The organism is Acidithiobacillus albertensis, assembly GCF_001931655.1.
Taxonomy (GTDB): Bacteria; Pseudomonadota; Gammaproteobacteria; order Acidithiobacillales; family Acidithiobacillaceae; genus Acidithiobacillus; species Acidithiobacillus thiooxidans.
Map to the genome: position 1 here is coordinate 1 of NZ_MOAD01000086.1, position 1,217 is coordinate 1,217.

Below are 1,217 nucleotides of genomic sequence, written 5' to 3' on the forward strand. Positions count from 1 at the left end.
AACGATAGTGGAAAAATTCACCGCGAAAAAAGAAAATCGTCAGGAAACAGAATCAGAAGCAAAACCGGGGCAGCGCCGTGCCGCTGCGTGTGAAAGGTTACCCTCTTAAACTCGGCTGATTATTGTCTTGACAGAGGGGTCCACCATACCATTCACTTTGAACAAAGGTAGCTTTCGTGTTTCATAGGTCGACTGCTGGCCATCTTCACGAAGCATTTTTTCTTCAACAATGACCAGTTGTTTGGCTTGCCAGGCCTTTTCATCATCCGCGATGCAGGCTACGTGAATATCCCGAAAATCCGGATGCAATTCCGCCAGTTCCATATCGGTTTTGCCCTCCCATGGAATTCCTTCCAGATGAAAGAGGCGTTTAGCAGATTCATTGACAATCTGCCAGCGACCTGCACCATCCTTGAAAAAGAACGCATCCGGGAGGGCTTCGAGTAGCGCAAACAAACGCTCGCTAAGAGGAGAGGGCTCTTGCGTATGGTAAGGGAGAAAGTATTCCTTCATGTTTTAATGTTCTCGGAGGTTCCATTAATCCGCTTGAATGAGAATATGATGCCTTGAAACCCTGGCAACAGGAAAGAGGATCCTTTCGGACTGGTTTGCTGCAATGTCTACCCACCGGAATACTGTGCCATGCTGTTGCGACATCCTTATGCCGGAGGCGACGGTCTTAAGTGTTAGTATATTCTGAGCATCGTCCCTGACCGGAGTCCAGACAAACTTATTTATTGTAGAACAATGCATTGCTGAGGCTTGCCAGCATTCCCGCCAATGGTCGGGTATCGGTATCGGCCGGAAGTACCAGCATCAAAAGCGTATCCGCCCCTGCTGCTGCAAAAAAGGCGGCATGGCGGTGACAGCGAATGGTGATTTCCTGAGTATTGCATTCGGCAAGACCCGCGCTGATGTGCTCAGCCAGACGCATGACCGCTGCACCGGCAACCCCAATAATGGTTTCGTCGGCAACGGTCTCGCCCGTCTGAAAAAGCACCGTGCCCTCATTGGTTATCAGCGCTACGCCCTGTATGTCCGGGGTAAGGGTATGGGTCCAAAGTCTGCTACCTGAAAATTGCCCACAGAATGCATGTAATGCGCCGGGATGATAAAAAGATCCTGCCCCGCCAGATTCACTTCCATACCTTGCGGCGGGATGCCTATCACCCTTCCCGCCGTCATCCCTTTAGAGCAGAAGTGCGGCAAAAACCGGG

3 protein-coding genes are annotated in these 1,217 nt (G+C 50.9%); all 3 read right to left on the minus strand.

The annotated features are described in order from the left end of the window. Nucleotides 1-105 precede the first annotated feature (105 nt). The 3 genes from BLW97_RS18145 to BLW97_RS20315 all read right to left on the minus strand — a co-directional run bounded on the left by BLW97_RS18145 (nucleotide 106) and on the right by BLW97_RS20315 (nucleotide 1,185). Nucleotides 106-513, minus strand: coding sequence for a PAS domain-containing protein (locus BLW97_RS18145; RefSeq protein WP_075324178.1), 408 nt, complete (start codon nucleotides 511-513; stop codon nucleotides 106-108). A gap of 217 nt (nucleotides 514-730) precedes the next feature. Next, nucleotides 731-1,000: a hypothetical protein gene (locus BLW97_RS18150; RefSeq protein ID WP_242947878.1), complete on the minus strand. Its 270-nt coding sequence runs from the start codon at nucleotides 998-1,000 to the stop codon at nucleotides 731-733. Nucleotides 1,001-1,023: 23 nt separating this feature from the next. Beyond that, entirely contained in the window at nucleotides 1,024-1,185 is a 162-nt protein-coding gene (locus tag BLW97_RS20315) for an oxygen-binding di-iron domain-containing protein (protein WP_404813716.1), read from the minus strand. Between the last annotated feature and the right edge of the window lie 32 nt (nucleotides 1,186-1,217).

Bases quoted from the DNA above. Each gene is read 5' to 3' on its own strand.
- BLW97_RS20315 (WP_404813716.1), bottom strand. From the start codon at position 1,185: ATGACGGCGGGAAGGGTGATAGGCATCCCGCCGCAAGGTATGGAAGTG.
- BLW97_RS18145 (WP_075324178.1), bottom strand. From the start codon at position 513: ATGAAGGAATACTTTCTCCCTTACCATACGCAAGAGCCCTCTCCTCTT.